Raw genomic sequence first — 26796 nt, forward strand, 5'->3', positions numbered from 1 at the left:
CAGCGTCAAAACGTGAATTCACGGTGGTGACAGGTAGACGCTCTGCTCGCCGGCGATTTCATACAGGTTGTACTGGTGACTGAAGTAGCACTCGTAGCTGCAGTATCCACAGATTGCGCCTGTATCGTATTCGGAGACGTATGGGCCGCGGCGAGTTCGCCAGACGTTCGCCCCGCACTCGGTACAGGCGGCGTCTCCAAGACCGGCAGGACTCGGCCCCTCGTACTCGACGCCGAAGCCGCCCGCGAACAGCTGAGGAACTACAGCAATTCCCGGTAGCGGTGATTCGCTAGGAGAATAGAATGCCCCTCGCTTCCGGTTTGGTGGTTTAGTCGAGTAGTCCGGGTTCGGAAAGCCGGTCCCGCACATGGATGAGAGCTTGCTGTGTCTCGTCCGTTTCTGTCCCACCAGTAATGAAGAGCTTGCCACTGCCGAAGAGGATGACGACGACGTCCAGAAAATCACCACAGAAACCACCCTCGAAAATCATTACGTCACATATAGCTTCGAAAAACCCCAAGACCTCGGGCTAATTCAAGTGGAAAACCCAGCGGAATGGTCGAACGCGTCATCGACGGCCAGAAACGGGTGTCCCAAGCACCCAAACGGGGGAATCACCAAGAAAGCAGAACAGTACCTCAAACAGACCGAACAGGAATCCCCGGACAACTACGGAAACTTGAGCCACACTCGTAGAGAGAGCCCACGCCTCGAAAACCAAGTTCAAGAACTGGAGCAGAAATTCGAGGTATTCCGGAACCAGATTCAGCAACGGCTCTGACTAGATTTGTGTTTAGTCCCAACTATGAAAGTCGGTCTCTACGGTCCCAGTGAATTCTCCTTCATCGTTCAAATAGTACACTGCCCTGATCTGTGACTTACCCATCTGATTCCCGCCCATACCGGTCGAGATAACACGTTTTTCTCCCTGGACAGGCCAAACGATCTCCAAACCCTCCGCCTCCAATTCATCTAGGATAGTATCGCTCGCACCAATCATCGACATAGAATTAATTCTATCATGAACTCCCTGTGCTTCAGAAATATCAGCTACACAAACAGGGTCGGAACCCGATTGAGTGAACTGCATGGTGCCTACGTTCCATTCGAGATCAAGTAAATCGGCGAGATAGGGGGATGGGGCATACATTCCGTACTTATCATTTATCGAGCAGTCGTATTCTGCCTCCCAGAAAAGGTCGATTGCCGTATGCTCGATATCAACCGGACTTCCGATTATTATTGAGCTGTCTCCTTCCCATCGATCCTCAACTATGGGATGCCACGGATACTCGCCTCTGAAAACCTGCGTCAGAGTTGGAAGAGAACCCAGCGTACTTCTCATCTCATCACTCTTCACCCACTCCTCTTTAATCCAATCAACCAACTCTTGTTTATCCTCCTGATCGACAATCACCGGATCAATTCGGCAGAACACGTCCCGCTCAATTTCCGAATCATTACCCTCCTCTGCTTTCCACTTGTACATTCCGTACAGCGGGACCCATCCTTCCCCATCGACAGAAATATCCAGCATCGAATCCACCGGAGGGAACCCATCGTGATTTTGAATCCACTCTTCAATCGGCTCCTCCTCAATGCGGCAATTATACTCAACCACATCATCGAGAGATAGCTCAGCGTCAAGTTCGGGGTCCAATACTGAGGGATCGATATTTCTATCCCATTGAACCCAAGGCCCGTTGTATGGCTCTTCTCTGGATGAATCAGCGATTTCGCAATTGTCGATAACCCAGGCGATCAACTCGTGATAAGCAATCCACTGGTATTTTTTACTGAATTTCTCCGGCTTCCTCGTTCCTCTACCATGATTCGACCATCGATTCAGGTAATGGTCAAACTCGCCAAAGAGATCTGGATCCCAACCAAGTTCGAATACACGCTTTGTAATCCAACGTAACGCCTCCTCACCCGAGATGTCATACCCATGAACGTGGGAACTGTCGTGGTTAGTGTCCAGAACATATCGGGCAAAGTCACTGCGTCCATCTCCCTCGAACCCTGAACCAGCTAAGCCATACCAAAAATTGGCCTCGACCTCATAATCAGCATCTTCCAACCGCTCCGTGACCAAATCCTCTAACTCCTCAGAATCCGGTATATCGATACTGAATGAACTATTGTAGGGCGGCCTAACCCTTTCAATGTCGACCTCAAAATCCCTGTCCAGACTAACAGCAGCCTCAATAATTCCACGCGCATAATCCCGAGATAACACATTAGGTACTGGGTTTCCGTTTTCAAACTCTGATTCATAAACAAGCTCTGCAACTTCGGCCGCCGATTCTTGCTGCCTGTTCCTGAGAACCCCGCCGTAAGCTGCTGCGTAAACCCGCTCCAGAATATACGGATCATTCACCTCTTGGAATCGTTCAATCAGATCAATGTACACCCGCAGGTCAGACCCTACCACATTGACCAGTGACTTGGTTGCTCGATCCCGGACATATCGATTCGGACAAGAGAAAAACCAAGATAAAGAGATCGACATCAGTCTCTTCAATTCCTCTGATTCTACTGACTCATGCTCCAAAGAGAACCCCCAATTGATGAGCCGAAAGACTTCGGAGGTCTCCTCATCAAACTCTTCATGAAGAAACTTCGACCAGTTGTTATCGCGTCCAGCAATTGGCTGATCCCACAGCACTTCATGAAGGTACTCCGCATTCAGTGGATGCTCAGTGCTTGTCGCCAAAGTAAGAAGAACTCGCCATAACTCATTTACCTCATCAAGAAGTTGGATCTCACTCCACAGATAATCGTGAACCTCCTCCCTTAATTCGCCCTCTGGAGTAGTTAGCGAATCTGGGTCCCGCCAACCCAAGCTCTTGATCACAGGCTTCAGAATCTCACTCAATTCAACTAAGTCAAAAAGCTCTACATCATGCTGCTCAGGCAGATGAACCGCAAACGCCTGAATCAGGCCAGTGTACAAATCTGGGTTGTCGAATAACTCCTGCAATTCATCATTCTCGGAGAAATCACGTTCAAGATCTTCATCTACGTATAAATCGAGGTACTGCTGAGCAAGTTTATGGTCGGCAAATTTGTCATAAGAAAACCTCACAGATTCCCCGTTATCCTCGTTGAATGAAGCTACTTCAGAAATCACTCCTTCGCTCAACAGATGCCGATAGAGACTCTCAGAGTAGGATCGGCCAGGTAGCAGATCATCAACAATCTCTTTGGCATCTTGCTTCGGCAACCGCTTTGTTCCATTACCACGCTCAGCCATCTCCCGGGCCAAGTCATCAACTGCCTGCTGAACCTTGTTCACACCCGGATCGTAGTCCAACTCTCGCCAGAGTCGTTCATGCACACCATCAATATATCCCTCGAAAATCTCAGTCAACCCTTCCGAACCGTGTGAAACCCGACTCTTTCCTTTTCTTTCCAGATTTTCACAGAACAACTTCAGAAACAGCGGTACCTGAAACTCGCGCTTAAGAACGGGAATCGAAGAGTGCTCAATACCATGAGCATCAAAGAAGGTGCGGACCGCCTCATACTCGACTTTACTAAATCCGCCATGCCAAGCTTCTACCAACTGGTCTTCGCCTATGGCGTCCGGCAAGACCAAATCCTCATAACCAGACCTGCAACTCACACAAATCCCAACATACGGATACTCCTGTAATTTCCGTAATACGCCGGGGAGGCGCTTAGGCCAAATTCTCGGGTTCGGGCTCTCATTAAGTGCGTCAATCAAAATCAGAGAACGAACACCGCAAGATTCACCAAGTGAATTGAGAGCTCCCAAGAAATCGTCTGTCGTACAATTCAACCCGAACCGGTCAATAATCTGCGTCCAAATATCCTGGTCCGCGAAATTCTCACCAAGAAGGAAGACCGTAGGATAGCCTTCCTCAACACGAGACCGGGCCACGTTACAAAGCGTATGAGTCTTCCCAATGCCAGCGTCTCCAAGCAGTTTCAACCCAGAAGCCTCAGCTACCCGTAGCTCCCGGCTTTCCACGAAATTTTGGAGATTATATATCTCAGTTCGTACCTGCCGGAAGTGATATAGAATATGATTTCCAGGATCTTCCATCGACGCTTCTTCGTCTTTCTGCCTAAGACCGGGCTCTAAATCTTGGATACTCTCCTCAGCCTGGTCAAGAGCCTGTTGAAGGTCATCAAATGGAATCCTCGCAGACACCTCGTCTATACTCTCAAGGACTTCCGGAATCTTGTCTACGGCCTCACGCAAATCCTGGAAAGCATCTTTATCAACATCCTTCAGAATTGAATTGTACCGCTCAGTAAACAGGCTGGATGCCTCTTCATCAAGGTCATCCAACCGGCTTTGAACACTTGCATCAAATTCATCCGTCCGTCCCAAAGGTTCGAAAATGCCGGAATTACCCGTATCAACGTGCAGCTCAGGATTATACCGGTCTTTAGCGTTCGAAATAGTGACCTCTACTTCCGTCTCAAATTTAGAATCCGTTAACTGGAGCTCAGTCAGAAGCTGATCAGAGAGCTCCGTCGGAGAGGTAGACATCGCCTCCTGCTCTTTCTTCCACCGTTCAAGCTCCTCAATAGGATAGTCTTCCGGGTTCTTGTCGATATGGGTATGATGAGTTGGACATAGAAGAATGAGATTAGAATATTCATCAATCTCCTCATCGCTTAGACTAGGGTCGTATCGCGGCCCTCCCTCACTTTGAGCACGGATATGGCAGATTTCACCGACCACTGTCTCCGTCTCAATATCCACGACCTCATTCTCACAGTCAGGATACCCACATTGATTCCCTGACGCTGCCCAGAGCTTCTTTAATGTAGACTGCTTGTAACTCACTCTGTCGTGCATTTGGACTCTACTAATAAAAAATTACTACCGACAGGCTTCCAACCGGGGTAGGCGGGAAGAGAAAAGAGCAGAACAAGCCGGCCAATCTACTTTTTCCCTGAATAAATTCTTTGACGAACTGGCAGAAGAGATTGCAGAGTTAATTTGGGAAAAGTAGTTCATACAGGGACAGGCTGGGCTGCCGCAGAATCATACGTCTGTCTGGTACGGTTCGTCCTTGGCCTCCTGTACGTCTTCGTCCTGTTCGATTTCTGAACCTGTTCGGTCCTTGTTTCGAGATGCGATGTCTTTCAAGGAGTCTCTTTGTTCGTCGAACCCGTCACGGAGCTTGGACAGGCCGTTGCTCAATCCGCGTGCAAACCGCTTGCCTTTGGACGTAATGCTGAAGCGGTGTGGCTCTTCGTCCTCGTCAACCTCTGCCAGATCTAAGTCCTCGTAGGCCTGCATTCGGCTGGAGAATCCAGGGTCGAGAGGGCCGTGCTCTTCTCTCCTGAACGCCCAGTCCTCAGAGCTTGATTCGGAGTTCCGGTACTGGTAGAGAGACTTGTGAAACTTCAGCCGTCCCTCAATTTCCCCATCGAAGTCGGCCAGCATCATCAATCGGGGATGGAATACCCCGTCTTCATCGGTCATAGGTAATCACCTAAAGTCATTTGAAGCGGCGAACGCTGCAGGACTTCTACCTTGTTGAACTCTGAATCCAAGTCCTGATTAGATGTTGTGACAATCAACTGCTGGTCCAGGCCAGTGATGTAGTCTATTGCAGCTTCCCGGTTTTCTTCTTCCTGAAGGTTCGAAAGTGGTTCGTCCAGCACGATCGTTTCCCACTGGGTAACATCGTTTTCGACAGCAAACCGGCTTAGTGTACAGACGAAGGAGATGTTCAGTAGTTGTAGTTCGGATCCGCTGAGATTGCCGCCTCGATCGTATTCTCGGAGACTATTCCTGCCTGGGAACTGCACCCGTCCTTCCTCATTGACGCTGATTTCTAGGTCTAGGTTAGAGTTCATCTCGTTATACGCTTCTTCCCACGCATCACTGAACTCCAGAATACCGGCATCAAGGCTTTCTTCAGTCAACTCCTCAACCCGCTCTGACGCAGCGTCCATCCGAAACAGGTTGCGGCCGCGCTTCGAGCGGCCGCGGACGAATTCGAAGAACACGCACACGAACAGACTCGTGACGAACCGACGCGCTCCGAACCCGCGGACTTCGGCGGCGGCGAGTCAACCGGGGTGCTGGAGCTATAATGGCGGTCGCTCAGTCAACCGGCCTCGAGGTCATCGACGAGCGGGACTCGGAAGCGCTCACCACGCCCATGACCGTGATGGACGATGCGGGCATGGTCTGGGACGCTGACGGGATGTACGAGGTGACGACTGACTCGGGGAGCGAGTACATCGTCGATCGCGACGACGTCGTCGGTAAGGGTCGCCATCGCGGCGTCGATCTTCTCGCCAGTGAGATGCCAGCACGCCGCTGCATCGTCGCACTCCAGTTGTGAGACCACCTGATTCCGGAACGCGATGTAGTGGTCACGGGCGAACTGCTCATCGTCGTAGTAGTCGAGAAGGAGCGCGCACGCAAGTTGGGCGGGCCCGCTACCACTGTACCCCCACTCGAACCCGCTTGGACTGTGGTTGACGATGTCCAGACTGCGCTCGAGGGGAGTCGCCGATGCTCCGAGAGGTTCAGCACGACGGCTTGGCCGTCGACGCGGAAGCCGACGTACTCGACTGCGTCTCGGTGAGACTGACCGGGCGATGCGACTGGAACCGATTCCGAACTTGCTACAGGTACATTCCTGTTCATTCGTTGCTCGCGGGCGGTTCGGTGACCCCCGCACCCCTCTCAGGGGTTCCACAAACAGGACGGCGTAGCGTTCGGCAACGTATTTGGCAGTTGCAACGTACTGTCCACATAATTGAGGATGGCTGTACTGGACGATCTCTTGGGGTTCGAGTTTGAGGACGTGATGGAGGACGTGTTCCGCAACCTCGGCTACCAGAACTATCCGTTTCGAGGGAAACACGTCATAAAGAAGCAACTTCACCGAGCAAATAGCGCCGCAACACAGCTAAAACAGCAATTATCAATGTAGCAGAGCTCTGGTTATCATATGACCGATGTTGATATCGATGAAGTAAAGCCACACATTCGTGAGGCCGCACAGGAATTTATTGAAAGCGTAGCCGAGGATGTCGTATCAGAGGGGTATCGTATTCCTGAGAAGGAAATATTGTTGAGCAACGAATCGACGCCTGATGTACACCAGATCTCTGTTCCCAGAGAACTGATTACATTGTATTCGAACCGCCAAGACGAATTCTTCAGGGACGTCGCGGAATGGCTAATTGACTCTGGAAATGCATTTCCGAAGGATGATTCTATTGACGATGAGGAGATCCCCACCACGGTCCTCGGAGATCCTGCTGATCTACCCTCAGAACGGGAGTCACGAGTTCTTCACCATGAGAATGTTGTTTTCAACTTTGCCGGAGATGTGTTGAACTACGTTGGTGATGTCGAATTTGATGAAAAGGCATTCAATGTAGCATTCGAGAACGAATTTCGACCCAACTACGAAACTGGTCTACGCAGTTACGAGATCATCATTCCGCTAATTAACTTTACTGGGCCGAGGGGATTTGATTCGGATGAAAATATCCCACTGAACTCTGATATCGAGATTCACCACCGAGGAACATATCACCGGGTAGATTCAGTATCTCTCTCTACGCTAAACGAGGACACTGCAAATGCACTGAGAACATTTGAATATAACTACCGTCATCGGAATCCCTCCGATTTGATTCATTCTGGTCAATGGGTTATCCACGCAGAAGTAAGTTCATCAACCGATAATACTGCTATCCCACATGAGATGATGGACGCACCAGGGGAACAACTGGGAAAACGGATTGTTACGGCTCTCCGACTTTTCGGGCCAAAAAAAGGGTCTGTCGGATTCGATCGAGCGTTTGAGGTTTCGTCCGGGTGGCAAACGTATCGCCTTGGTATTCCCGAGGTTCTTGGTCTTGATGAGGGTGAACGAGAACCATCACTTTCGCGGGAAAGTTACTCTCTAACAGAAGACGATCAAGAGGACTTTCAAAATTTGTGGTCCCAGCTATGTAGTGACATCCGGCTGGACCCCGAGTACGAACTCTCAACCTCACTTCGGCGTTTCAATGAAATGTACGTGAAGCCATACCCAGGTGATAGATTGCTTGACTGTATGATTGCGTGTGAGGGGCTACTTCTTCGAGGGCCGCACCCGGGAACCAAGAGATCTCGAATGAGCCTGAGAGCAAGTCTCTTACTCGATGAGTTTGCAGGAATTGATAGACAAGAGGCGAGAGAGCGCATTAAAACGGCGTATGAACATCGTGGCAAGCTGGTTCATGAGGACGAATACCTTACTGATATCTTGAACCCCGGTGTTGACCGAGACTCTCAGTCGTTTGTACATCCCGAAGAATATCTCACCCAGCTCCGGGAACTTCTCGCTAATGTTATCTTAGCTTATCTAAGAGCCACATCCAATGACTACTCTGTATCCGAGTTGAATCAAGAGTTGGATAACGCACTACGAGATGCTTCCTTCACCCTAGGCGAATTATAAGGAATCGGTCGATTCTCAGCCGATTAAATTTCCAGTCTAGTTCAGTGGAGGATGATTTCCATATTTCTACCTATAGTATAAATCAAGGAATTATATTTGCGACAACTACTAACCGTGCTCTACGCCAGGTGCGACACCTCTGATGGTTCTTCGACGTCGTCGAACTCGCCTCGGTCGACAGGCTCCCAGTCCTCACCGGGTTCCGGGCTCCACCAGTCAGCCTCGTAGGCGCCCGGTGCGCCGAGGATCTTCACGCGCGCCGACCCATCAGGCAGGTCGCGTCGCAGTTTCTCGTCGACGTGAAGGTTCCAGGTCGTGCTTGTATCGAAGCAGGCGAGAACGGCCTCCTCGTAGCCGCGTGTCTCTCGGGACTCTTGGAGTTCGACTTGGGTGTTGCAGTTCTTGCAGAACACCCCCTCGAAGGGGATGTGGGTGAACACTTCCTGCCCGCAGACGGGGCACCAGAGGAACTCGAACAGTGCCTCGCTGTGTCGGTCAAGTACTTCAAGGGTCATTGGTTGACTAACCCGGTCGTACCGGGCCACCCCTTGTGCCCGGCTGAAAAACAGCGCCTGGCGCTCACCCTCTCACCGTTCGGCGCCGTAGACGATGCGTGAGGGGGCTTCGTACCCACAGTCGGGGCAGTCCGTACCACCGCTGGACCTTCGCCCCCTCTGCAGCCTTCTCGCCGACGCGAACGTCGTCGTTCGGACACTCCGGACAGCTAAGGTCCGGAGCGAGCCGCTCCCGGAGCTCGTCACGGAATGACTTCGCGTCCTTCGTCTCGTACCCCCGCGACCAGACCGGATAGCCGTCGACGAGGATGGCTCCACGCCACTTGTACCGGTATGAGTCCGGCGCTCGATGCAGGACGGCTCGCGCACTGGTCTCGGTGTTTCGATACGCGAGTGCCGGCGAGCGGCTCTCACGTCGCCAGTTAGTGATTCTGGGCATTGGTTAGAAGTGGACGTCAGCGGGCACGATCCAGAGCTCTTCACTCTCCTCGAGGAGTCGATCCAGCTGTCCACGGTGGCGAATGCCGGTTCCGTGTTCGGTGTACAGGAAGATCGTCGGGCCGTCGTACGCACCGACCTGATGGAAGGCGTGCCGGGCGAGGTCCTCGCCGCGCATGATCTCTTCGTCGGAGAGCTCGTCGATGGCCTCTTTCACCCGGTCGAGATTGCGCTCGAACTCTTCCTTCGTCGCCTCCCAGCCACGCTCGAGCAGGTCTTCGCCGTCATCAGAGTCGACGGGGGCTGTAGTCGGGAGCTCACCCCATCGCGCCTTCCCCGCAACGGACGTGTCCTCCTCGTCGAACGTGACGTAGTAGTCGTAGACGGCGCCGGCGTGTGGGTCCGCACCGACCAGACGGTCGAACACCGTCTTTCCGGTGGCCAGCGCGTCGCCGTGGGTCGATTCCTCTACTAGTGTGTATATGACCATATGCATCTCGAACACCTCGAAACGCCGACGCACCGGGGGTCGCTGCTCGCTCCAGCTGCGCCGGCACCCATCGCCGGCGCTCGAAAAACCTGCTCGTGACGGTGGATTCTCAGGCCTCGTCCGCTCGTTCGACAGTGATGGTCAGGTCGGCCGATTCGTAGTCAGCCTCGAAGTTGACGACGAATGCGTCTGTCTTATAGGCGGCGTGGTAGGCGCGGTGGCGTTCGATCGAGCCAGTCGCCTTGAAGTGGAAGAAAGCGGCCGCCGTGTAGGGCTTGCCCTGTGTTTCGACCTGCGACTCGACGGATGCGGGGAGTGCGATTTGGGGCGTCTCCGTGTCGATACTCGCAGCGAACTCCTTCGCTTCCTCGACGGTTGCTTGCGAATGTGCCGGTGTCTCGCCGGTGAGCACGTTCACCGGGGTTTCTGTCTCGTCGGTGAACAGGACGTCTTTGAAGGTGTGTGTCCCGAGGATCGCCTCGAGATCCAACTCGCAGTCGTGAAACGGGTCGTCGTCTGAGGTCATCGAATCACGAGCCTATGGTGGGGCTCACCCATTCTGACCCCTGAAAAACAGGACCTGCCACGAAGCAGATCGAACTAGGAGTGGTTCAGGCTCGCCTTCTCGAAGGGTGACTCTCCGGTCGGAATGAGCAGCTCCTGTCGGTCTCCGACTCGCTCGGCCAGCTTCCGTTTCAGGTACTGTCTCGCCGTCGACGGCGTGAAGACGCCCTTGTCGAGCATGTCGCCGACGACGTCTTTGAGGGCCGCGAACTGGCCCTGCAGGTGGCCGTCGCCGACCGGCTCGCCGTCGTACCAGCGCACCGTCGCGAGCGCGCCGTTCCCGACCGTCTCTCCCTGTTCGACCGTCTCCGAGTCGTACTGGAGCCCGAACCACAGCGTCCGGTAGGCGGTCACCTCGAACGTCGTCGACACCACGAAGAACGCCTCGTGGTGGAGGTAGTCGAGATGGTCCGCGACGATCTCGTCGAGGGTGAGCCCGGTGGCGCGGGGCTTCGGTTCGACGACCGTCGACGGTCGATCCTCGCCGGCGAGGTAGCCGTCGACCGCATCTGCCTCGAGGCCATCGGCCAGTTCCGCCAGCAGCTGTTTCGCCCACTTGGAGTCGGTGTCGTCGCCACCGAACGGCGACTCAGCCGAGATTCGGTGCTTGAGCTTCAGGTTCGCTGCGCCCCAATGGCTGTAGTGGAGCGTGTACTGTCCGTCTGTGCGTTCATACGCAACGAGTGCGCGGTGTCCCATCGAGCAATCACCTCACGGGGCGACCGCGACTGGACCGCCCCGCACCCCTCCCGGGGGACGAACAACGCTACCAGTAGTTGCTATCGAGGCTTCTTTATTCGGGATGAGTAGTGAATTCGGGGCGGCTAAATCGGTAAGTAGAATTGCTTAGTTATTTGAACGAAGTCAGTGTAAATGCGTGTATGGACATTGACGCCGGCGAGTTCAAGAAGAACATAGAGAAGGCGTTAGAGGAGCAGTCAGGGCTCCGGATGAACGAGCAGAATGAGATCCCGCTCGAGCAATTGTTCACAGAGGAGTTCATGCAGCTGTACACAGAATTCGACTCTTTCGAAGCGTTGCTTGAGGCAAGTCAATGGGATGTTGAGGACGAGGACGATTTCGAGGGCATCCCGGAGGATGAGTTCGATACCTATGTCGACGAGCACACGGATTTCCCATCGTGGGAAGTTATGTCTCAGACTGCGGCTCAGCGGTTCCTTGAACGTCAATTCAACTGAAGTGGGTTACTGACTGACCTGCCGCCCGAGCTTGGTGATTTCCACCTCACTGTACCCGCCGTCACTCGAATTGATGTAGGCTTGTGTCTCGACGTATCCTTTCTCTCGGAGCAACCAGAGGTTATGATCCACGACGTCTGACGACCGGCCCACTGCCTCAATCAACTCGTCACGATCAACCCGTGGATAGGTAGGATCCGATCGGTATGACTGGAGTAACACGTCCAGGATTTCATCCTGAACCGCGTCATCCAACAAGAGTTCCTCACCCAACTCTTTTGCTCGCCACAGCGTCGTCGGTGTAATCGTCAGTGACCGCTTCCCTGGCCGCCGCTTGAAGAACCCATCATCCTTTGAGAACCGCCACACCTTATCGATCACGTCCTCATCAACGTCCTCGAATTCATCGTTGAGATAGCTGCGTAGCCGTTCACCTTGTGGACTCGGCCAGAACGTAAACGGCTGCTCTGTAAACCTACGATATGACTCACGGATCAATTCATTCTGGACCCGCCGCTCGGTCGCCGATAACCCCTCTGTCGCACCTACGTCATGCTCCGTCGATGCCCCATCTCCATCCCCATTCACCACATCGTCACTGGTATCGGACCGATCAGTCCCGTCCACGTACTCGCCAGCGCCCTCCGGCTCGACTCTATTGTTCGACGTGTTGTGGACTTGGATCGCTAGAATACCCAGAGTGCCTAACATACCGATCACACCAGCAATCTCCACGAGCGAAAAAGGTGTATAGACGGTTCCGATCCCTGCGAGAATCAAGGCAGCAAGCCAGGCAAGGATGAGCTTCCCGATGAACCGCTCAGTCACGTACTGCCCAACCGACATCCTATCACTGCAAGTATTCACAGACCAGTATTATAAGTCGTAGGAGAGCAGCCTCAATCAGACATACCCACCTGATTTTTCAAGAGTTGCTGAGAAGTACCGAATTATGAGTCAAAACGACAGGACATCTTGGTTCATCGATTCCGAGGGGCCAAATGAGGAGGCTGTCGAACTGGCCTTCGCGTGGGTGCAACAGCTCGGTGAGCAGCATGGAGAGAAACGAGATGCTGTCTTGGCAGTAAACACGAAAAAGCAGCTGGACGGTGTCGTATCTACTGTGATCGGTGACCAGGCAGCAAAGGCGTTGAATAAAAAGAAGCCGGTCGGCGTCGGTGAAGCAGAGATCCAGCTGATGACGAAACGGATTGATCCATCGGGGTGGCAAAGCGGTCCTGTCCTTGCTATCTACCCAGACAAAGACCTGCTGGACAAGATTGACGGAATGTATGGTGTGACCGATGTGCTCGTCGTGCCTTGGTCGAAGGACACCGTCCAGTTCTGGATCGATACCTGGGGCGCGTCAGCACTCCAATCAGATGCGAGTGGCGATGCACCAGAAATCGATGATCCGGTCGCCAAGGAAGCTGTCGACACGCTCGATGCATTGGTCAACACCTCGACTGGGATCACGCATTCGTCAGATCGTGCTACCTGTATCGAGATCTTCAAAACCCTCCATAGCAACGGCATCAGCTTCGATCCTGAAGCAATCAGAGCCTGGTTAGTCGCTGAAAAAGGCTGGGACCCGGATTATGCCGATGACGTAAAAGAGGTCGCCGAAGGCGTCCAAACGGGGAAACGCTTCCAGTACGACTCTGGCCGTCTTAGGAACGACATTATGAACCAGTGGAAAGACGCCGAAAATGTTAATTAATCCAATATAACTGCCGGAGATCGTTTTCACTCCGTTTGCTCACGTCCCTGTAGTGACCGCTCTGATGCATCTATGCTCTGTACTGACCAGCTGTTTCAGCTCTCACTCTAAATAAAGAAACAGTATCGGAAACTACTGCTACTCGTCGATCGGGTCGGGGGAACTGAGGTCCGCGTGGAGGACTTCGCCGTCGCGAACGACGTACCTCTTCGCCAAGACTGGGAAGCGGCACTTGGTGAACCCCGCCGTCTGGATATCGAACTCTTCGTCGGCTTCGAGGTGGTCGGCGAGTTCTCGCAGGAATTCGTGGGTCACGATGCCGCCCTCGTAGTCCGGGAGGCCGTTCTCCCGCGCCTCGTACACTTCGAAATCGTCGTACCCCCAGATGGTGAGATCTCCGTCTTCGGTCACCTCCCAGTTGAGCGTCCCGAAGCAGTAGCTCTCACAGAGCTCGCGGACTGCCTGTGGATCCGATACGATCGCGCCAGTCGACGTCGTCGCAGCTTGCAGTGTCGCCATGTCTGGACTTCACGGGGTCGCCCCCGCACCCCTGTCGGGGGGCGATAAACCGACGCGAGAGTTGCCTCCCTGGTCGTGGCCGGGACTCCAGTTAGGAATCTGCGTGGGCGTCCGCCCCGGCTCCGTCGCTCGGCCGCGTGAGAAGGCTCACCTCTTCCAGGAGGTCTCTCGCGGTCTCGACTCGCTCTCGATCCGCGTCGTCCAATCGGTCGACGTCGAGTCGGTTGAGATTGCTGAGTATACGATGCATCCGGTAGCCCTGTTTGAACTCTTGCTCCATCGGAAGCGCCTCACCGCTCGCTGGCGCGGAAAGACCCACCATCGAGACTGGCGTCGGGCTCGCAGGAGATCGCGGCCTTAACCAACGGACCTCGACGGTACTCGCAGGCTGTTGGTTAATCGACGCCCAGCACGGGGCTACTCGAGATTGGGGCCGTAGCGAGCTGAGTCACACACCCGACACTCCCAGATCGGTTGCCCCGTCCACGCCGCATCCGGGACCGACTCATGCGTCTTGAACCGATGGTCGGTCGCCCGTCCACAGGTTTGACACTCGAGTTCCTGCGTCGTCGGTACCGACGACTCCTGGTGATCAGCCGCAGCCTCGTTAGTGGATTCGGTCAGCGCTATCGCTGGAACCAGCCACACCGCGTCGTCGGCGTCGTCGAGGACCGCGTCGAGACGCGACGCGTCGCGGATGCCGTCCCCACGCTGGTCGTAGAGTCGCGTCGGGGCCTGCTCCTGACGCTCCGATGTTCCCTGCCCGTGCCACCCAGCACGGTCACGGGCGACACTGAGAAGCCGCTCTCCCTCCTCTGACGACACCTGTACCGCGTCGGGAAGTGAGGGCCATTGCTCGGCCAGCTGGCGCGCCGGTGCCTCGTCGAGGTCGTAGAGGAGTGTGTAGTCGTCGACGGCCGGCTCCGCCTCGTTGGCGGAGAGGAGGTTCGCCGCGGCGCCGCCCTTCGCAACGGCGCCGTAGAACGTGGTCGACTCGACGACCAGGTGGACGATGCCGAGGAACGTCGTCGACGCTGACTCGTTCGTGCTAGTGGTGTCACTTCCGAGATGGTTGGTGAGACAGAACCGGCATTTCGTCTGGCCGTCTGGGACTGACGCCCCACAGGACCGGCACTCGCCGTCGGCGGCCGTTGGCGCATCAGGGTAGCCACCAGCGCTCGTCGCGACGCGCTGCCGCCGGGGGGCACCCTCACACCCGTCGTCCAGCCTCGTGTCCGGAATGTGGGACGCCTCGCCGGTCGGCCGCAGTTCCTCAAAGTCGGAATAACGACCGTTCATAGAGCAGTCTACAGAGAACATGGCTCGTCTTCGTGTTTAAATCGTAGCGTGGATCGAACGATGTGCAGTACAGACGGAGAGACCGTGATCAGCCTTAGGCGACCTGTTCCTCCAACGTATCCCGGTGTGCCCGGACAGTCGCCTTCGAGGCGTTCGCCACGTCCGCGGCCTCGGATTGCGTCAACCATCGCCCCTCTTCGCGACAAGCCTTGTAGAGGCAGGCCGCTGCGAACCCAGCCGGATGGACGCCCGTCGTGACGCCGCGCTTCTCGGCCTGTTCCGCGAGGGCTCGGGCCCGCTGTCGGATCTCGTCCGGACACTCGAGGTCCGAGGCGAGTCGCGGCACGAACATGCTGGGGGAGACGGGCTCAGCGGGGAGGCCCAGCTCTTCGTTCAGCGTTTTGTACGCGTTCGTGACCCGTGACTCCGCGACGTGGGCCATCTCGCTGACGTCGTCCACTAACCGCGAGAGGCCGTTGCACCGGCAGGCCCCGTAGACGCTGGCCGCGGCGATGGCCTCGATGGACCTGCCTCGAAGCAGATCCTCGTTCTGGGCGCTCCGGAAGAGCTGACACGCTTGGTCACGAACCGAATCGGAGAGGTCGAGCGCGCTCGCCAGCCGACGCACTTCGCCCAGTCCGTGGGCGAGATTTCGTTCCGCTTTCGACCGCCAGCGACCCCGGGTCTGCTCACGGCGCATCCGTGCGAGTCGCCGTCGCTTCTGCCCGGAGATCTCGTTCCCCTTCGCGTCGGTGCCGCGACCGATCTCCGTCGACAGGCCGCGATCGTGGCGAGCCGCAGTGAGCGGGGCACCCGTTCGTTCGCACTCCTCGTCGTCGTACGCCCGCCACTCCGGCCCATGATCGATACGCTGTTCGTCGATGACCAGGCCACAGTCCTCGCAGACCGTTTCGACCGCGTTCGTGGTGACTCGGCCGTCGCACTCCGGACACTGGTTCGCACTCGATTCCGTTCGGACGTCTTCGTCGAAGCCAGTTTCGTAGATATCTCTGGTTGCCATCGTTCTCACCGTGTTCAGGGAACTCGCCTTTACAGCGAGCCCCTCAGCTATTCAGGGGCCGACAGAAACCGAAGGTATCGGTACTCCAGTCAACTAGAACACAATCCAGCTGATGTTCTACATATAATGGTAGTAATGGATGTCCAGACTGGTGTTTTGAGCTTCGGCTTCAGCCAGAATGTTCCCAACGGCATCTGAGATTCCGATTGTAACCGGAAGCTTCGTGCAGAAATCCGAAGTGTTCCAGTCCAGTTTCGTGAACGCCAGCATTTCTCGGCACAGCTTCTGTGGCGATGAATCACTGACCTCCGGATCCGGCTTGACCACGATCGGCTCCGGGATGTTCGATGCTGGATACGTCGACAACGCCGGGATGTACCCCTTCGTGTACAGGTAGTGCTCCTCGTTGTTCGGTGCGGAGACCATTGTGCCTCGAAGCGCCGGATAAATCCCGGAACTCAAGGCACGGACTGGGTGCCGCTCTCGGACCGTGACGAAGTCCATCAACTCGATGTTCCCAGCACCTTTGATGAAGCCCCCTCGCTCCTCTTCCCAGAACTCCGACCGCTTGTGAAGCACCAGCCGTCGCGGCTCAGTCTTCTTGTGGCTACGGTAGTGCCTGAGAATCTTCTTGACCAGTTGCTCGGCGTCGTCTTCCGCGAGATGGTTGTTCCCCGGACCGTGTTTCTCTCCTTCGACGGGGTCACCTCGAAGGATGAAGTTCTCCCCCGTCTCCAGGAAGACTTGGGCCATAGCTGTCCGTGTCCGGGATTGGTCTCCGCCTCGCTCTTTGTAGAAGGAGATCCCGGCGAAGCATGTTCCGTCCTCCAGCTCAGTTAGTTTCCAGGGATGGCCGCGTTGCGCCTTGTACAGTGTTCCGACCGCGATGTTCCAGGCGATCTCGGATTTGTCCTGGACGTCCTCACCGCGGAGGGTCTTCGGCTGCATCAGCTGGGTCGGCAACCCGACTTCCATCCCCAGCAACTTGATTCGGTTATGGAAGTCGCTGGTCTCTGACTGCATCCGGGCATGGTCCTGGTGGGATGGAGTGCATGCGTCCCACATCGCTTCGGGAATCGCGATGAACACGACGTCAGGCGGCGTCTCCTTAGCGTACAGGACTTCGAGGTTGATCTTGATGATCTCGACCGCTTCTTCCAACCGGTCTTTCCGGCTGCGGATCTGGTTCAAGTCCCGGATCTCGCCTCGAGTAATCGTCTGCCGCCACCGCTTCTGCGTGTTGAACGTAAAGTTCAGCGACGATCGCTCGCCGAGGCCAGGGAACGGTGGTTTCCACCGCTTCGACTTGTCTTCGTCGGCGGTGATCGCCAGCTCCATGTCCTTGAACAGTTTCTCGATTGCGCCGAGAGACCGGCCAGATCCGATGTATCCGATGTTGATGACTTGGTGTTCGGATCTGCCGGACGGTGTTCTCGGGCCGTACTCCATTAGCCCGACTCGGGGGTCGATGGCTTCCTCGCCGTTGGCGAACATCAAGCCTGGTTCGTCGAGGACTTCGGCTGTGAACCCGTTCATTGGAACTCTCCTAGCCACTTGTTCTGCATGGCGTCGTCCCGTTCGTCGGTGTCTCTGGGCGGTCTTTTGTTGACTTTGAGCATCACGGGTTCTGTCCCGATATCCAGCTCGTCCTGTTTGGGGTCGCCGTAGTCCAGGATTTTCCACCAGTGGTTGATCCGGCTCCGTGTTTTCCGGTTGTTCCCATGTCGGCTGGGGCTGAACCTGTCGTGTAACGGTTTGGCTTGTTCCCCGGTGATCCGGTTCTCTTTCCCGTTGGAGGTGAACAGGATAGCTGGTTTCAGGGTCAGGAAGTACTGCCCCGAGTATTCGAGGATGCCGATACGGAGTGAGTGGTGTCGATAGAACGGGGAATCTCCGTCACCGAAGTACCTGGTGACCTGTCGTCCCTCTTCTTCTCGGACCTCCGCTTCGGGGTCTTCGTGTGGGAAGTAGAGGTGGTAGTCGCTACGGTAGTTTATCGCGATGCAGCCACGGTCTTCACCCTTGGAGAGGACAACGGCTCGGATCAGTCGTTTCCCGATATCCGCGTTCCCCTGGTCGGCTTCTACCCACGACCGGAACCTGGTCTCCTCGACCGTGTCCGGGTCGATGAACTGTTTGACCGCTCTTGGCATTTCCTCTGGCGGCAACAGGCTGTACACCTTGTTCGACTTGAACCACGTCGGTACCGTGAAGGGGCGTAGCTTGAATGCGACCTCTTGTGTCGCTCCCTCCACCTGATCTCCGATGTACAGAGTTTCAGGGTACTCTGTTATCTCGACGAGGTTGGTGGTCAGCTCTGACCTGTCGGTGATGGGTTCGGCTTCACGCTGGAAGAAGTCGGGTTTGAACCGGTCGTCTTTCTCAAACTCCTCGATCTTCATCAGGAGCGAGTCGTAGTCGGCCTGGTAGACGTGGGTGTCACTCAGGAACTCCTCGAAATCGTCCATCGGATAGCTCTTGATCTTCCTCCGGTGGTCCTCCGAGAGTTTGTCGTTCTTGCAGACTCGCTCGTAAAACTCCTGAATTGCTTCGTCGGTCTGCTTAGTGACGTCGAAGATCTTCCGCCACTCTTTGAAGTTCTCGAGGTTCCGCCCGAATATGGCCACATCGAACCGTTTCTCAGGAGGCCGGTCCATGTAGTGGAGGAAGTACTTCCCCATCTCCTCAAGGAATTTCTTCCCATGACGGCGTTGGTCTGTCCACTTCAGCTCGACCCAGACCTCCCGGTCGCCCCTGATCTCTGGGAGTTCGTATTTCTGGTCGACAAGCCCGCCATGGGTGGGCGATGTTTCCGTGATGTAGTATCCCATCGCCTCCATGTACTCTTGGACCTTGTCACCGTAGATTTCCGAGTTTTTAGCGAGGGCCTCGCGTTCGCCTAGGAGGTTGGTGAGCGCCACGTTATGTCGAACCTCGCAATGGAGTACCTAAATCATTTCGTCGCAGTGAACGGTTTCGTATTCAGGCCGAGAATTGGATGCCTGGCCACGGTTTTGGGGGGTTCATGATCCATATTCACTGTTTTCAATACAGTAATTAGATGGGGTGCTGTTAGCTTCGAATAAGCATGACCTCTACACTGAGCGTAGGGGAGGTAACGGCCCTTCTCTTGGATGAGAGATTCTACTCGAACCCGTTACGCCCTAAAACCTTCTATAAACTGCTCTACTTCGCGGACAAGGAACTCGACGACGTCGGATTGGACACGGACATCCAGCACTTCTGGTACAAGTTCGGAACGATGGCGAAGACCAGTGGGTCCCCGGTTACAGTAGATTGGAGTGACGGCGGCCGAGAAGTCCGCTGTAGCCTTTCGGCTTCCCAGGTTAGCCTTCCCCAGGAGGAAGAAACAAAGGCCCGTCTCGCACTCTCCCGAGCACTCAACCGTCTGTACGAACAAAATACGGAGGGGCTGACCGATGACATGTACGAGGACGTGCCTTACGACGTCCAACGCCACTACCGACGACTCGACAAACAGCTCAGTGACGCTATCGACGACAAACCAGATTACCCCGAAGTAGACTCCAGCAGGGAAGCAGTCATCAACACGGTCTTCGATATCATCGATACCTTCCCGGTCGACGACTACCCGTGGCTGGAGCAGGACCTGGATCTCTGGTACTCGGTCGTAAGTGCTGAACTTGATGCCGAAGAGTACCGGCCGCAGAAGGCCCTGAAGGTCTCTGAATTGTTCTGGACCATCTTCTGCATCGACCTCGCCCAACGCGAAAACACCGGGTTGACCCCCGAAGAGATCGCCGAGGAACTAGACACGCAGGACCTCGAAGGCCGACAAGAGGATATCCGGAAGGAACTCGAACTGATAGAGCGAGAACGCTCCCGGCTACACACAGACCTGGAAGAGAACCAAGTAGTGTCCGAAGCCGCTGACGGAGTCGCAATCGCCCTCCTCGGTCTCTCACCCGCCCCCTAACCAAACCCCCTCCATGACCCGGTACTTCGTAGACACCAACTGCCTGCTCGGACTCACCTTCATCAATGACCGGTGGTACCCTGACGCCAAACGATTGTTCGACACCGACAACACGATCTACACCGGGAAGAACGCCGTCTACGAGTACTGCTCCAGCACCGGGGACAACAGTCGGCGTTCCGCCGACATCCGGCTAGACCGGGACGAAGGCCTATACGGGGAGAAACGGGCGAAGCTCCGGTTGAAGCTGAGGCAGTTCGGGAAGATGCTGCAAACCTACAGTGACGACGAGCTCGATATTGAGACGGTGATGGACGAGTACGTCGACCGGTTCGACATGAAGGAGTCCGAGGAGAAGGAGGTGCGGCCTCGGCTCCAGAAGTACTTTGAGTGGTACTTCGAGAAGGAGGGCGAGCTCACTCGGCGGACAGCTCGGGAGGCTGCTCGGAAGCTGAAGGACGTCTTGATGGAGCGGTCGATCAAGCACAAGGACCAGATCGAGGCCCGTGTCTATCTGGAACCGATGCGGGACCGCGAGTATCCCGACGTCGAGAAGCGGTTGAAGGAGTGGCCAGTCCACATGAAGAACAACGCAGATATCGCGTTGATCTGTGACGCCGTGTTCCTGAAGGAGGAAATCGGTATCAGCCACTTCGTGACCGGCGACTTCACGGACATCTACTCGAATCAGGACTGGATCCATGAGAACCTCGGGTTCAGCGTGCTGTACTTGCTGGAGACGTTCGCGGGTGAGGAATCACCGACCGCCTCAATAGACTTGGACAATTGAGTGGTATCTCAATTGAATCCTATGATATCGATTTAAGCGCGAGTACTCTAGGTCGTGGCTGCGCGCGCAGCGAAGCGAGCACGGACCGGAGGGTGGGGCGGCGGGGCTAGGGTCGGTCCGGCACACAGCAAAAAGAACGGTGTCGCGCTCGCCTACTCTTCCCACCACCAACCGCGCTCTGGGAATTCGATCCTGCTCCAGCCCGTGATGGCGATGCTGCACCGCCCCTGGTATCAGTTCTTCTTGACGGCCCGGAACCGGACCGTCTCACCTTCGCTCACGACCGTCTTCCGAGAGACGTCCCAGATGGTGAACTTGATCTTCCCACTGTTGTCCTCGATCAACCCGACCTGAGAAATCGACGTATCACTCGGATCCCAGAGTTGGGTAATCTCGCCTTCGACCGTCACCTCATCGACCAGGACGTCCGGCACGTCCGCGATGGGCACGATCGCCCCCGGCGCCGCCTTCAGTTCCTCGAGGGAGTAGTCACACGCTTTGAAGGGTGTTGGTAGATGTGGGTTTCACATGGGATGTTGAAGTTGTCGCGACGATTTCGTTCGTGGCCGCAGTTCCGGCAGCTCCAGTATCGTGTTCGATACTCAAGCCCGTTGGTAAGTTGCCTTCGTGTGGTGTTGGCTCTGTGCCCGGCGGCCACTCGTCGATAGCGATGAGTACGTGTCCGTTCAATTGTGCGATATCACCGGAATGCTGTCGTTCTCGCTGGCTACTGTGGGGATAGTTATGCTTGTGGCCTTGGTAGTGACCACGCTGAGTTGGTTGGTCTGTACTCATCAGTTATCTCGAGGCGCCAGTAATGCGCCTCAGCCATTCAGGCGCACAAAAACCCTTTCGTAGCGAGTGATCAGATGCCGCTGTTGTTCTCACTCCTGATGGAGGTTTCCAGTGTACCACCCAGCTTTTCGAGACTCGTTGACTCTCTTGAGAGTCAATTCTACATACTATCGGGGAATATTCTTAAGCGAGTTGCGCGTGAAGATGTGGTACGACGTTGTGATGACCGATCTCACTGATCCACGCCCACCGCTATCAGGGTGGATTATGGACGCCTACGAACTCCTCGCTGCAAACAGTCACAACACAACGGAATCCCAAGATAGACAGTCAATTTCACGAGAGCGTGCTCTCAAGGTGCTTCGGAATTCTGAAGAGCTCGATCTCGAAACGGGAGATGCGACTCATGCAGTGTCCCGACTCATTGATCGCGGCTATCTCTACGAGGTTAATGACGAACTCCGGGTAACGATACCCGAGAACTAACGCGGAAGCGAACTATGGTCTCTCGGGATTATCAACAACTCTCCTCGCCTCGATTTCTTTGATTGAGTTCCGCTTCTGAACTCGAAACTACCTGCACCTCGGACTGCGTAACGAGGACATGGAACTCAGCTACCGCGAACCGGACTTCGAGATCGGCATCTGATGAGTCAAAGAGCCGTTCGAGCGCTTCAATATCGACCCACTGGTAAAGTTGGAACTCATCAGGGTTGAGTCCCTGCTTCTCGAGTGCATCGACGATCTCGAGGAGCAGTTGTCGTTCACTCATCCGCACCCACCTCGTCGACGGCGTCGATGATTTCCCCCGCTGTCGAACTAATCCGCTCGAGGCGGTCGAGAATCGCTTCTGGCTCGTCGCCTTCCCACGCCGCAAGGTAAAACGCCGATCCACTGGTATCCAGCCCGAAGTACCGCCCGACGATGTAGCCCACTGCTTCCGCCTCGAGTTCGCGTTTCGAGCGCTCAATCTCACTATCGACGTCACCGTGTAAGAGTGCGTGAGCGTACTCGTGAACGAGTGTGACAGCGAAAGCTGCGCTGTTCTCACGATTTTGCACTTCGACGAGTGGCTGTTTTGTAGGAGATCGGTACTGACATACGCCCTTTGCGTCGCCATGTGTCCACGCCGGCTTGGAGATGACTTCGACATCCACGTCAAGTGCTTTCGATCCCTCGAGAAGTGCTGGCACCAGTTCATCAGCATCGCCAGTTGCGTCGGTCTCGAGTTCCGGAAGCGGCTCGCCTTCGGTCTGAGAAATGTCGAATACTGGTGCAGGCCGAAAGCCCACCAGGCCTTTCGACCACGCTTCGGATGGCGTCTCATCGTACTCACACTCACTCCGTTCGTGGTACGACGGCGAGTTCTCACACTCGGGACACTGCTTGGCGATGATCGGCGCCCAGATCCAGATCGCTGTTTCGCCCTCTTTCACGTACCGGTCGAACTCACTTTGCCACGTTCGGTAGCCCGCGACTCGAGTCGCTTTTGGACACTGGCGAGTGATGAGGAGTGTATTGCGATAAGAGTAATCATGGAAGTGGCTCTGGACGTCGAGCCACTCCTGGAACTGATCGCTCGAGACTACCTCGTCGACCTGCTCGACAAGGTCTTCCGCCCAGGTTTCCATCGTGCTATGCATCTCGTCTCGTCTGGTATCCGACTCATCGAAGGATACCACTGAGCTGTCGCTCGAAGTCATTGTTCTCGACGAGGGACGCACCATTCAGCGAACGCCCCTCAGCCTTCCAGGGGTGACAAACATCTCAGTTCGGACCAAATCGGACTGTTGACTGTCGGAATTCAGTCCTTGTCTTCTCTACAGGTTGTCGAGGGGAATTCCCTCAATGCTTGATCTCGAGAGGGTTCACCAAATCAGAAATCATGGATCACCAGTACTTCTATACACCTATTTGATGTTGCTCAATCCATCCACGATGACTGAGCAGAGTCGTATAGAGGAGGTTGCCATACGATGCGCACAGTGTGGGGCGATCTATCCAGCGCTCCGACTCCCTGGTGGAAAGTTAACGCGAGCAGGAAATAGATCAGTTTGCTGCTGTGGGAACGGCTCGTTTGTTGCACTGAACGATAACTGAGCAGTGCATATGTACACTGCCTAACTGTACCTGAAGGCAAACGTCCTTCGAAGTGGGTAATAGTCAACTCACCCTGCAGCTGGAACGGTAACCAAGAACGGGACGCACCTATCCGATCCTATCCGGATCAGCAGACTGGGAGTCCACAAACAAGCCCCACCCGTAGATGCGAGTAGTGAAGCGAGAAGTATCTCAGGCAATACGAGTAGATGATGCCCTCGAGAGCAAGTGCAAGTGAATGTCGGGATCGTAGTTACTGGAACAAACCGAGGTCTGTGAGTCTTGTTTCAACGGCGTTCGTTGTGTGGGCTACTGCATCGGTGGTCTTCGCACCAGTGATAACGGCTTTTCCACTACCAAAAAGGAGTGCGACCGCCGATGGATCCTCAAGACGATACACTAATCCCGGAAACTGCTCTGGCTCATACTCGACGTCTTCGAGACCAAGTCCGATGGCGATCGCGTTGAGATTAAACCGGGTGCCGAAGTCGACGCTTGCGACGATGTTTTGAATTTCGATGGGAGGTGTCTCAGTGACTTCGATGCCGAGCTCTCGCAGAGTCTCGGAGACAATGGAGAGTGATTCTCGGACTTCTTCTTCGCTATTTGCACCAGTACAGACGATTTTCCCAGACCGGAAAATGAGTGCAGTAGCGTTTGGATCCTGTGTCCGATAGACAAGCCCAGGAAATTGTTCAGGATCGTATTTGACTCCAGTAAGATCTTCACCTAACTGTTCGAGATCGAGTTCTTGATCAATACCTGTTGATCCAACCACGTTTTCGATGGTAATTGTCTCGGTTGGTGTAGTCATGTTACAACAGTCTCTCCAGCGAACCACTATCAAACCAACACTTCCAACTCATCATTGACTTCCGACTCTATATCAGGCAGCTCAATGTACTACTCTTGGATAATTCTGGCTTTGGTTTCCGTCGAATCTCTGATGGTGAAGCGCTTGGACTCAGTCGAAGCGTCACTATGAGAGTCTAACCTGACGCCATATGACGATTCACTAAACTCGATTCTGCTAATTGGGACACACCACCGTTTCCGGAGGTTCCGGAGGACACACCACTATTTCCGCAGGTTCCGCAGCCCCCTATCATATTCCCATAGGTTATGGGAACTATGCTGATAGCTACCCCGTTACTCGAGTTCGAGGTCTCGAGCATCGAGTTCGCCAGCGAGATAGTGTTCTCCCCCACGAGTAATATCGTAGACACCGTTCCCGAGGTGAACAAGAAGCCCATATCCGACGAGTTTCTTACACCGGGCGTTGATGTGTTGCCGGGAGAAGCGCACACGGTCGCTGTCAGCCATCTCTTTGGGCGTATCAGGCCCATCATCAGCGAGGTGCTCGAGAATCCGATCATCGGCGCGTGACATCCAGTCGGCATCAAAGCGCATACTCACTGCTGCTTGCGCCGACACTATCCACGATGCGTTCCGTCAACCATAGGATCTTATCGCTTCCACAATTAACTCCAAACCTTTAACCATCGCAAATTCTAAGTCTAGATCGATTCAATGGAACGATCATCGGCAAGTAGAGACGAACAATCAACCGAACTAGTCGTCGAAATCGTCGACACTCTGGAAGCATGTGGTCTCGATCCTTATTCCTACCAACTGTACGATTACGTCGACATCGAGGCACTCAAGCAAGTGTGCGCTACCTCGAGTGGGAACCCTGAAGTCAGATTCACCGTTGAAGGTATTCGGATTGCTGTGACACCGGATACCGTCACTGTCCTACTCGATGAATCTACTACTGCATCGGAGTGAGTCTTCATCAGTACCCAATCACGCCAGTAGTTCACGCCTATTGTCGCTATCCACAATTGTCCCCCTCAGATTTTCGAGGAAGTACATACTGTACAATCATCTCCTGTCAGGGATAATACAAACGAAACCACTCGAGGGTAATCAATTAGCCTCGAGCGATTACTTAGAGGTCAGGTGAACCAACCTGGCAGCCACACGGCGAGCAGATGTGCTCGGTTGGCCCACGGCTTGTGACTCGAGTAACCGGGGTGTCACACCGCGGGCACCGCGGCAAAAACGACGGTTTGCGCTCGTCTGTATCTGGTGGCTGGTCGCTCATCGACACCCCACGCGCAGTTTCTTGGGTGCGCCGGCTAGCTGATAGCGGTACGGCTGTCGTGCGAGACGTTTATATCTCGGTAGAATCAACGCAAACATGGTTTCAACCCGTATCGGGTTAGAAACCGCGCCTCGGGTGCTTCACCACCCGGGGCATTTCAGCGCATGCCCCTTGGCGACTGGTTGAAGCGCAGTTTCCATCTTGATTGTTGTCGGGTAGTCACTTATACTATTGGAATTCTAACGGGCAGAAACAGAGCAGAATCATCTTCCCTGGGCTGACTGCCGCCCAATTTTGCCTCGGCTGAAAGCGCATTCATCAATTAGTGGTCTCCGATCTGCAGTTCCTCAATCGCAGTAACCGGTTCCACATCATACTCAATGAGCCGGTCAGCGGCTAACTGCCATGCATACTCACTCAACTCGAGATCTGCCTCTTCGAACTGGACGGAAAACCGAGTCAGTGCCACTGCGATCAGGAGATCGTCGTCTCGTTCTCCGGACATGGAGGTGTCTGGCTGCACTTTCCTATATAAATTGTCGTACGTAATAACTCGAGTCTATGTTGGCTGGGACGTCCCTCTAAGAACGTCGCCAAGAGTGTGTACCCCAAGAGATGTTTTGTTGGTTCAATACCGGATACGTAGAGCTCGTCGTCCATTAGGTTCGAGCCAGTTTCAGCGCTCACGGGCTATGAGAGGGTCTGTATACGGTCGTGAAATATCTCGGCTCTGGTGAATCGCCATAGGGCGTTGGGTTGGACCTACATAGTGGCACTGTGAATGAGTCCAATCGTTTCGCCAGCAGAGATTCGGGGGAA

At 54.9% G+C, this 26796-nt stretch carries 28 protein-coding genes and 4 pseudogenes; 9 read left to right on the plus strand and 23 right to left on the minus strand.

The genetic code is table 11. The annotated features are described in order from the left end of the window. Positions 1-18: 18 nt before the first annotated feature. Positions 19-240, minus strand: a pseudogene (locus BM348_RS22080) (DUF6610 family protein); the annotation flags it as partial. A gap of 127 nt (positions 241-367) precedes the next feature. Between BM348_RS22080 and BM348_RS19465 the strand changes: the two are divergent. Then, positions 368-781: a hypothetical protein gene (locus tag BM348_RS19465; RefSeq protein WP_217642050.1), complete on the plus strand. Its 414-nt coding sequence runs from the start codon at positions 368-370 to the stop codon at positions 779-781. 12 nt (positions 782-793) lie between these two features. On the opposite strand, the gene BM348_RS19470 is transcribed toward BM348_RS19465, so the two are convergent. The 3 genes from BM348_RS19470 to BM348_RS19480 form a co-directional block, all read right to left on the minus strand. Beyond that, positions 794-4825, minus strand: a complete 4032-nt coding sequence (locus tag BM348_RS19470; RefSeq protein WP_245779557.1) for an HNH endonuclease — start codon at positions 4823-4825, stop codon at positions 794-796. 201 nt (positions 4826-5026) lie between these two features. Continuing rightward, the gene (locus BM348_RS19475; RefSeq protein ID WP_092907623.1) at positions 5027-5470 is read right to left on the minus strand and encodes a hypothetical protein; all 444 of its coding nucleotides are present in this window, start codon (positions 5468-5470) and stop codon (positions 5027-5029) included. Then, positions 5467-6006 carry a hypothetical protein gene (locus BM348_RS19480; RefSeq protein ID WP_217642051.1) on the minus strand — a complete coding sequence of 180 codons (540 nt, stop codon included), beginning with the start codon at positions 6004-6006 and terminating at the stop codon, positions 5467-5469. The genes BM348_RS19475 and BM348_RS19480 overlap by 4 nt, the downstream gene beginning before the upstream one ends. 80 nt (positions 6007-6086) lie before the next feature. Here BM348_RS19480 and BM348_RS22535 point away from each other — a divergent pair, with 80 nt between their 5' ends. Next, complete coding sequence (locus BM348_RS22535; RefSeq protein ID WP_175507270.1) at positions 6087-6341, plus strand: hypothetical protein; 255 nt, start codon at positions 6087-6089, stop codon at positions 6339-6341. On the opposite strand, the pseudogene BM348_RS22085 reads toward BM348_RS22535, so the two are convergent. Next, positions 6237-6649 (minus strand): annotated as a pseudogene (locus BM348_RS22085) (DUF6166 domain-containing protein); the annotation flags it as partial. The gene BM348_RS22535 and the pseudogene BM348_RS22085 overlap by 105 nt on opposite strands. 307 nt (positions 6650-6956) lie before the next feature. Between BM348_RS22085 and BM348_RS19490 the strand changes: the two are divergent. Then, the gene (locus BM348_RS19490; protein ID WP_092907625.1) at positions 6957-8462 is read left to right on the plus strand and encodes a HEPN domain-containing protein; all 1506 of its coding nucleotides are present in this window, start codon (positions 6957-6959) and stop codon (positions 8460-8462) included. A 119-nt stretch (positions 8463-8581) separates the two neighbouring features. On the opposite strand, the gene BM348_RS19495 is transcribed toward BM348_RS19490, so the two are convergent. The 5 genes and pseudogenes from BM348_RS19495 to BM348_RS19515 all read right to left on the minus strand — a co-directional run bounded on the left by BM348_RS19495 (position 8582) and on the right by BM348_RS19515 (position 11168). Then, on the minus strand, positions 8582-8977 hold the full coding sequence (locus tag BM348_RS19495) for a DUF7567 family protein (protein ID WP_092907627.1): 396 nt from the start codon (positions 8975-8977) through the stop codon (positions 8582-8584). Between the two features lie 72 nt (positions 8978-9049). Next, positions 9050-9416 (minus strand): annotated as a pseudogene (locus BM348_RS19500) (DUF7568 family protein). 3 nt (positions 9417-9419) lie between these two features. Next, positions 9420-9911 (minus strand): hypothetical protein, encoded by a 492-nt coding sequence (locus tag BM348_RS19505; protein ID WP_092907675.1) that lies wholly within the window; start codon positions 9909-9911, stop codon positions 9420-9422. Between the two features lie 103 nt (positions 9912-10014). After that, positions 10015-10431 carry a hypothetical protein gene (locus BM348_RS19510; protein ID WP_092907629.1) on the minus strand — a complete coding sequence of 139 codons (417 nt, stop codon included), beginning with the start codon at positions 10429-10431 and terminating at the stop codon, positions 10015-10017. A gap of 74 nt (positions 10432-10505) precedes the next feature. After that, the gene (locus BM348_RS19515; RefSeq protein ID WP_092907631.1) at positions 10506-11168 is read right to left on the minus strand and encodes a DUF6735 family protein; all 663 of its coding nucleotides are present in this window, start codon (positions 11166-11168) and stop codon (positions 10506-10508) included. A gap of 182 nt (positions 11169-11350) precedes the next feature. On the opposite strand from BM348_RS19515, the gene BM348_RS19520 reads away from it, so the two are divergent. Next, on the plus strand, positions 11351-11668 hold the full coding sequence (locus BM348_RS19520; RefSeq protein ID WP_092907633.1) for a hypothetical protein: 318 nt from the start codon (positions 11351-11353) through the stop codon (positions 11666-11668). Between the two features lie 6 nt (positions 11669-11674). On the opposite strand, the gene BM348_RS19525 is transcribed toward BM348_RS19520, so the two are convergent. After that, entirely contained in the window at positions 11675-12514 is an 840-nt protein-coding gene (locus BM348_RS19525; protein WP_139231255.1) for a hypothetical protein, read from the minus strand. A 106-nt stretch (positions 12515-12620) separates the two neighbouring features. Here BM348_RS19525 and BM348_RS19530 point away from each other — a divergent pair, with 106 nt between their 5' ends. Beyond that, entirely contained in the window at positions 12621-13388 is a 768-nt protein-coding gene (locus BM348_RS19530) for a DUF1889 family protein (protein WP_092907637.1), read from the plus strand. A gap of 138 nt (positions 13389-13526) precedes the next feature. On the opposite strand, the gene BM348_RS19535 is transcribed toward BM348_RS19530, so the two are convergent. The 6 genes from BM348_RS19535 to BM348_RS19560 all read right to left on the minus strand — a co-directional run bounded on the left by BM348_RS19535 (position 13527) and on the right by BM348_RS19560 (position 19148). Beyond that, entirely contained in the window at positions 13527-13907 is a 381-nt protein-coding gene (locus tag BM348_RS19535; protein WP_092907639.1) for a hypothetical protein, read from the minus strand. Positions 13908-13998: 91 nt separating this feature from the next. Continuing rightward, on the minus strand, positions 13999-14187 hold the full coding sequence (locus tag BM348_RS19540; protein WP_006183366.1) for a hypothetical protein: 189 nt from the start codon (positions 14185-14187) through the stop codon (positions 13999-14001). 137 nt (positions 14188-14324) lie between these two features. Beyond that, positions 14325-15206 carry a biosurfactant protein 1 gene (locus BM348_RS19545; RefSeq protein ID WP_092907641.1) on the minus strand — a complete coding sequence of 294 codons (882 nt, stop codon included), beginning with the start codon at positions 15204-15206 and terminating at the stop codon, positions 14325-14327. A 94-nt stretch (positions 15207-15300) separates the two neighbouring features. Further along, positions 15301-16227, minus strand: coding sequence for a transcription initiation factor IIB (locus BM348_RS19550; protein WP_092907643.1), 927 nt, complete (start codon positions 16225-16227; stop codon positions 15301-15303). Between the two features lie 117 nt (positions 16228-16344). Further along, on the minus strand, positions 16345-17763 hold the full coding sequence (locus BM348_RS19555) for an argonaute/piwi family protein (protein WP_092907645.1): 1419 nt from the start codon (positions 17761-17763) through the stop codon (positions 16345-16347). Continuing rightward, positions 17760-19148, minus strand: coding sequence for a hypothetical protein (locus BM348_RS19560; RefSeq protein ID WP_092907647.1), 1389 nt, complete (start codon positions 19146-19148; stop codon positions 17760-17762). Before BM348_RS19560 ends, BM348_RS19555 begins: the two co-directional genes overlap by 4 nt. Positions 19149-19315: 167 nt before the next feature. Between BM348_RS19560 and BM348_RS19565 the strand changes: the two genes are divergently transcribed. Both BM348_RS19565 and BM348_RS19570 read left to right on the plus strand, forming a co-directional pair. Then, positions 19316-20185: a hypothetical protein gene (locus BM348_RS19565; RefSeq protein ID WP_092907649.1), complete on the plus strand. Its 870-nt coding sequence runs from the start codon at positions 19316-19318 to the stop codon at positions 20183-20185. A gap of 13 nt (positions 20186-20198) precedes the next feature. Then, positions 20199-20975 carry a hypothetical protein gene (locus BM348_RS19570; protein ID WP_092907651.1) on the plus strand — a complete coding sequence of 259 codons (777 nt, stop codon included), beginning with the start codon at positions 20199-20201 and terminating at the stop codon, positions 20973-20975. 152 nt (positions 20976-21127) lie between these two features. On the opposite strand, the pseudogene BM348_RS19575 reads toward BM348_RS19570, so the two are convergent. After that, positions 21128-21475 (minus strand): annotated as a pseudogene (locus tag BM348_RS19575) (DNA-binding protein); the annotation flags it as partial. 517 nt (positions 21476-21992) lie between these two features. Here BM348_RS19575 and BM348_RS19580 point away from each other — a divergent pair. After that, a complete protein-coding gene (locus tag BM348_RS19580; RefSeq protein WP_092907677.1) occupies positions 21993-22256 on the plus strand; it encodes a hypothetical protein in 264 nt (87 codons plus the stop codon). Between the two features lie 31 nt (positions 22257-22287). Here BM348_RS19580 and BM348_RS19585 read toward each other — a convergent pair whose 3' ends face one another. The 4 genes from BM348_RS19585 to BM348_RS22090 all read right to left on the minus strand — a co-directional run bounded on the left by BM348_RS19585 (position 22288) and on the right by BM348_RS22090 (position 25280). Then, positions 22288-22542, minus strand: coding sequence for a HalOD1 output domain-containing protein (locus tag BM348_RS19585; protein ID WP_092907653.1), 255 nt, complete (start codon positions 22540-22542; stop codon positions 22288-22290). Continuing rightward, positions 22535-23473, minus strand: coding sequence for an ArdC-like ssDNA-binding domain-containing protein (locus tag BM348_RS19590; RefSeq protein WP_092907655.1), 939 nt, complete (start codon positions 23471-23473; stop codon positions 22535-22537). The genes BM348_RS19585 and BM348_RS19590 overlap by 8 nt, the downstream gene beginning before the upstream one ends. Before the next feature lie 650 nt (positions 23474-24123). Further along, a complete protein-coding gene (locus BM348_RS19595) occupies positions 24124-24684 on the minus strand; it encodes a TATA-box-binding protein (RefSeq protein WP_092907657.1) in 561 nt (186 codons plus the stop codon). Between the two features lie 335 nt (positions 24685-25019). Beyond that, complete coding sequence (locus BM348_RS22090; RefSeq protein WP_092907659.1) at positions 25020-25280, minus strand: MarR family transcriptional regulator; 261 nt, start codon at positions 25278-25280, stop codon at positions 25020-25022. 120 nt (positions 25281-25400) lie between these two features. Between BM348_RS22090 and BM348_RS19605 the strand changes: the two genes are divergently transcribed. Next, positions 25401-25658, plus strand: a complete 258-nt coding sequence (locus tag BM348_RS19605; protein ID WP_092907661.1) for a HalOD1 output domain-containing protein — start codon at positions 25401-25403, stop codon at positions 25656-25658. Positions 25659-26299: 641 nt separating this feature from the next. Here BM348_RS19605 and BM348_RS19610 read toward each other — a convergent pair. After that, on the minus strand, positions 26300-26482 hold the full coding sequence (locus BM348_RS19610; RefSeq protein ID WP_092907663.1) for a hypothetical protein: 183 nt from the start codon (positions 26480-26482) through the stop codon (positions 26300-26302). Positions 26483-26796 lie beyond the last annotated feature (314 nt).

It is taken from the genome of Halostagnicola kamekurae (genome assembly GCF_900116205.1).
GTDB lineage: Archaea > Halobacteriota > Halobacteria > Halobacteriales > Natrialbaceae > Halostagnicola > Halostagnicola kamekurae.